We start from the raw sequence: 4,786 nt of genomic DNA on the forward strand, positions 1-4,786 counted from the left end.
CTGTAGAGCAGGAAACTTTATCCGCGGACCCCGCCGGGAATAGCAAAAGGGCGACCCCAGTCCGGAGTCGCCCTTGTTGAGCTGCTTATGTGTAGCTGTTACTCGGCGTCGTGGTGACGGCGGGGCTTGCGGCCTCCGTTGTCGCCGGGACGGCGCGGACGGTCGCTGCGCTCGGAGCGCTCGCGACGCGGACGCTCACGGCGCTGGAAGTGCTCGCCGTCGCCCTCTGAGGCACCCTCGGCGCGAGCCGGGGCCTCGGGCTTATCCAGACGATCGAGCGAAATCTTGCCGCGGTCATCGACTTCGATGACGACGACCTTGACCTCGTCGCCCACATTGAGGACGTCCTCGACCTTCTCCACGCGGCCCTTGGCGACGCGGGAGATGTGCAGCAGGCCGTCCTTACCGGGCAGCAGGTTGACGAAGGCGCCGAAGGGCTGGATGGAGACCACGCGACCGGTGTACTCCTCGCCCGGCTCGGGAACCTTGATGATGAGCTTGATACGCTCGACGGCCTGGTCGACGGACTCGCCGGTGCCGCCGACAAAGACGGTGCCGTCCTCCTGGATGTCGACCGAGGCGCCGGTCTCGTCCTGGATACCGCGGATGACCTTACCGCCGGAACCGATGACGTCGCGGATCTTGTCGGTCGGAACCTGGATGGAAACGATGCGCGGAGCGGTGCTGCGCGTGGTGTGGCGCGGCTCGGGGATCACATCGAGCATCTTCTGCAGGATGAAGGCGCGACCCTCCTTGGCCTGCTGCAGAGCGCGGGCCAGGATGTCGAAGGTGAGGCCGGTGGCCTTGTTGTCCATCTGCAGGGCGGTGATGCCCTCGGTGGTGCCGGTGACCTTAAAGTCCATGTCGCCCAGGAAGTCCTCGAGACCCTGGATGTCGGACAGCACCACGGTCTTGCCCTCCTCCTGGATCAGGCCCATGGCGATACCGGAGACCGGGCGCTTAATGGGCACGCCGCCGTCCATAAGGGCGAGCGTGGAGCCGCAGGTCGAAGCCATCGAAGAGGAGCCGTTGGACTCCATGACCTCGGAGACGACGCGGATGGCGTAGGGGAACTCGTTCTCGTCGGGAAGCACCGGAAGCAGAGCGCGCTCGGCCAGATTGCCATGGCCGATCTCGCGGCGCTTGGGGCTGCCCATGCGGCCGGTCTCGCCGGTGCAGAAAGGCGGGAAGTTGTAGTGGTGCATGTAGCGCTTGCCCTCGGTGGGCTCGATGGTATCCAGACGCTGGCCCTCGTTGAGCATGCCGAGCGAAAGAACCGAGAGCACCTGGGTCTGGCCACGCTGGAACAAACCGGAGCCGTGAACGAGCGGCAGGTAGTTGTCCTTCACCATGATGGGACGGATCTCGTCGGCGGCACGACCGTCGACGCGCTCACCGGTCTCGACGACCATGGTGCGCATGGCCTTCTTCTCGAGCTTCTTGAGCGCCACGGGGATCTCGCGCTCCCAAGCGGCCTGCTCCTCCTCGGTGAACTCGGCACGGATGGACTCCTTCAGAGCCTCAACCTTGCCGATACGGGAGAGCTTGTCGGCGTCACGAAGGGCGGCTGCCATCTCGTCGTAGTGGGCGAAGATGCGCTCCTGGACCTCCTCGACGGGCTGGTCGAGCGGGTACTCCTTCTTGACGATGGGGCCGTTGACCTGCTCCCACTCGGCGACGAACTCGTCCTGAGCCTGGCAGAAAGCGGCAAGGGCCTCCTGGCCAAACTTCATGGCGGCGAGCATGTCGTCCTCGGAGATCTCCTCGGCGCCGGCCTCGACCATCGAGATGAAGTCGGCGGATCCGCCCAGCTCCAGGTCCAGATCGGAGTTCTCGCGCTCCTCGTAGGTGGGGTTGACGATAAACTCGCCGGTCTCCACGTTGCGGCCGATGCGCACGCAGGCAAGCGGGCCCTCGAAGGGCACGCCGCCGAGCGTCATGGCCAGGGAAGCACCCATGACGTTGATGACGTCAAAGGGGTTGACTTGGTCGGCAACAAGCGAGGTGGCGACGATGTGCACCTCGTTGCGGAAATCGTCCGGGAAGCTCGGGCGAATCGGACGGTCGATCATGCGCGCGGTGAGCGTGGCCTTCTCGCTGGGACGGCCCTCACGCTTGAGGTAGCCACCCGGGATGCGCCCTGCGGCGTACATCTTCTCGTTGAAGTCGACGGTCAGCGGGAAGAAGTCGTAGTTCTTGCGCTCCTTGGAGACGACCACGGTGTCGAGCATCGTGGTGTCGCCCTGCTTGACCAGGCAGGCGCCGGTGGCCTGCTTGGCAAGCTCGCCCGACTCGAAGGTGTAGGTCTTGCCGTACAGCTCAAAGGTCTTGGATACGAGTGTCATTGTTCTCCTTTACCCCACAGGCCCCTTGCCTGCGGGCTTCTCATGTGACGCGGGCCCCCTGCCCCCGCCACGCTTCAGAGCGTGATTGTTCGCGCCCTTACACAAAAAGAGCGCCCCGCTGCGCAGGACGCTCTTAGCATGTACAAATCCTACTGGATGTTGTCGCGGATGCCCAGAGCCTTGATGAGCTCACGGTACTCGACGATGTCGTTCTTCTTGATGTAGGAAAGAAGACGACGACGACGACCGACGAGCATGAGCAGGCCACGACGGGTGTGGAAGTCCTTCTGGTGGGACTTCATGTGCTCGGTCAGCTCCTTGATGCGCTCGGACAGGATGGCGACCTGAACCTTGGGGTTGCCGGTGTCGACCGGGGTGTTACCGAACTGGGCAGTCAGCTCCGCCTTGCGCTCTTTGGAAACAGTCATTGTTTCACCTTTCGTTTTGCGTCGCCCACGGGCGACTCGATTCGCCTCGGACTGGGAAGCCGCCGGTGGAGCGAACAACCAAGGTCGAGGTACCAACAGGTCGGTATGTTACCACAAGCAGCCCGCGCCTGCGCATCATCACCGACCCAACATGAATTCCATCGCGCGGAGGCGCTGATCGGTGTGCGTCGCAGCCCAAACATGCGAAAGCCCGAGCAGGAATGCCGCCGTATGCGGGTCGATTCGCTCGGCCATGAGCGCATCGAAGGTCATGGACATGAGGGCGCGCAGCCATGCGGTCTCACCGGTCGACACCAGTTCGGCACCTGGAACGCTCGACGCGCACGACCCGCACATGAGACCGCCCGCCTGGGCTGAAAAATACGACAGCATGGGGTCTCCGCACAGCACACAGGCCGAAAAATCGGGTCGATAGCCAACGTGCGACAGCAGCTTAAAGACATATGCCGCCACAAGTAGGTCCATATGCGCCGTGTCAAGCCCGCTGCCCACCAGGGCAAGCGCTCGCTGCGTGATGGCAAAGGTAAACGGGTCCTCGGCGTCCTCGAACGAGCACACGCGCGCAACCTCGGCGATCGCGCTTGCGGCGCAGGTCGTCTCGTAATCGGGCGCAGCGCCGAGCGGCGCCTCCATAAGCTCGGCCTGGGAAACCACGTCGAGTGACCGTCCATGTGCGAGCAGCATATCGACCGTACAGAACAGCTCGCAGCGCGCAGCCAGGCGTCCGCCGGGTTTGCGGGCGCCCTTTGCCACGGCACGAACCTGCCGCCCCCGCTCGTCAAGCATCGTCAAGATCAGGTCGGTCTCTTTGAGCTTAGTCTTATCGAGCACGACCACTTTCGTGCGATATGTCCGGGAGCCTGCCATGCGCGCCGCGCGTCCTTAGTCCTCGGCGTTATAGCCAAAGCGACGAATCTGGGCCTCGTCGTCACGCCAGCCGGCCTTGACCTTCACGTCCAGCTCCAAAAAGATCTGCGTGCCAAAGATGCGCTCAAGATCGCGACGGGCGTCGATACCGATATGCTTGATCATCTCGCCGCCCTTGCCGATGATGATGCCCTTTTGGCCCTCGCGCTCGACGTAAATGGTGGCGTGCACGCGCAGCACCTTCTTGGTCTGCTCAAGCGCATCGCAGATCACGCCAACGGAGTGCGGAATCTCATCACGGGTGCGGCGCAAGACCTTCTCGCGCACAAACTCGGCAACGAGCGTCTCATCGGAAGCGTCGGTACCCATGTCCTCGGGGAACCAACGCGGACCCTCGGGCAAAAAGTGCGCAACGGTCTCGATAAAGGCATCGACGTTGAAGTTCTTGACCGACGACGTCACGATCTCATCGTCATATTCCATGAGCTCGTGGGCAGCCTTAAGCTGCTCCATGACCTGTGCGGGGTCGGCCTCATCGGCCTTAGTGAGCACCAGAACCTTCTTGGAACGGGCGCATCTGACGCGCTCGGCAACCCAAGCGTCTCCCCTGCCGATAGGTTTGGTGGCATCAATCAAAAACGCGACGACGTCAACATCGTTCAGCTCGAACAACGCACTCTTGTTGAGCTCGGAACCCAGACCGTCCTTGGGCTTGTGGATACCCGGGGTATCGACAAAGACCAGCTGGTAGCCGGGACGGTTAACGACGGCGCGCATGCGGCGGCGGGTCGTCTGGGCCACCGGCGAGGTGATGGCGACCTTTTTGCCATAGCAGGCATTAAGCAGCGTGGACTTGCCAGCGTTGGGACGACCGACCAGGGCCACAAAGCCGCTGCGGAAACCGGGCTCCACGTCGCCAAAACCCGCGAGGTTGTCGTCCTCGTCGCACAGGGCGTCGAGTTCCTCGTCGCTCATACCCTCAAACGGGTCGAACTCCTCGACATCCTCGAGCTCCTCGGTATCCACCGCGTCCAGGGACTCGTCGTCCAAAATCTCATCGGTAGGCTGCATATTGTCGGACATGGGAATCCCTTTCTAAATAAAGCCGAGCGCGTGGGCAAATAC

Annotated in this window: 4 protein-coding genes; all 4 read right to left on the reverse strand. The window is 62.8% G+C overall.

Annotation, left to right across the window (positions count from 1 at the left end; genetic code table 11):
- Window positions 1-98 precede the first annotated feature (98 nt).
- Window positions 99-2,345, reverse strand: a complete 2,247-nt coding sequence (locus ABHR76_RS09355) for a polyribonucleotide nucleotidyltransferase (protein WP_346977505.1) — start codon at window positions 2,343-2,345, stop codon at window positions 99-101.
- Between the two features lie 149 nt (window positions 2,346-2,494).
- Window positions 2,495-2,773, reverse strand: a complete 279-nt coding sequence (gene rpsO / locus ABHR76_RS09360; RefSeq protein WP_035138510.1) for a 30S ribosomal protein S15 — start codon at window positions 2,771-2,773, stop codon at window positions 2,495-2,497.
- Between the two features lie 138 nt (window positions 2,774-2,911).
- Window positions 2,912-3,661, reverse strand: a complete 750-nt coding sequence (recO, locus tag ABHR76_RS09365) for a DNA repair protein RecO (RefSeq protein WP_138112644.1) — start codon at window positions 3,659-3,661, stop codon at window positions 2,912-2,914.
- A 15-nt stretch (window positions 3,662-3,676) separates the two neighbouring features.
- The gene (era, locus tag ABHR76_RS09370; protein WP_346977507.1) at window positions 3,677-4,744 is read right to left on the reverse strand and encodes a GTPase Era; all 1,068 of its coding nucleotides are present in this window, start codon (window positions 4,742-4,744) and stop codon (window positions 3,677-3,679) included.
- Window positions 4,745-4,786: the final 42 nt, after the last annotated feature.

Origin of the sequence: Collinsella aerofaciens (genome assembly GCF_039752985.1) — a bacterium.
Taxonomy (GTDB): domain Bacteria; phylum Actinomycetota; class Coriobacteriia; order Coriobacteriales; family Coriobacteriaceae; genus Collinsella; species Collinsella aerofaciens_BT.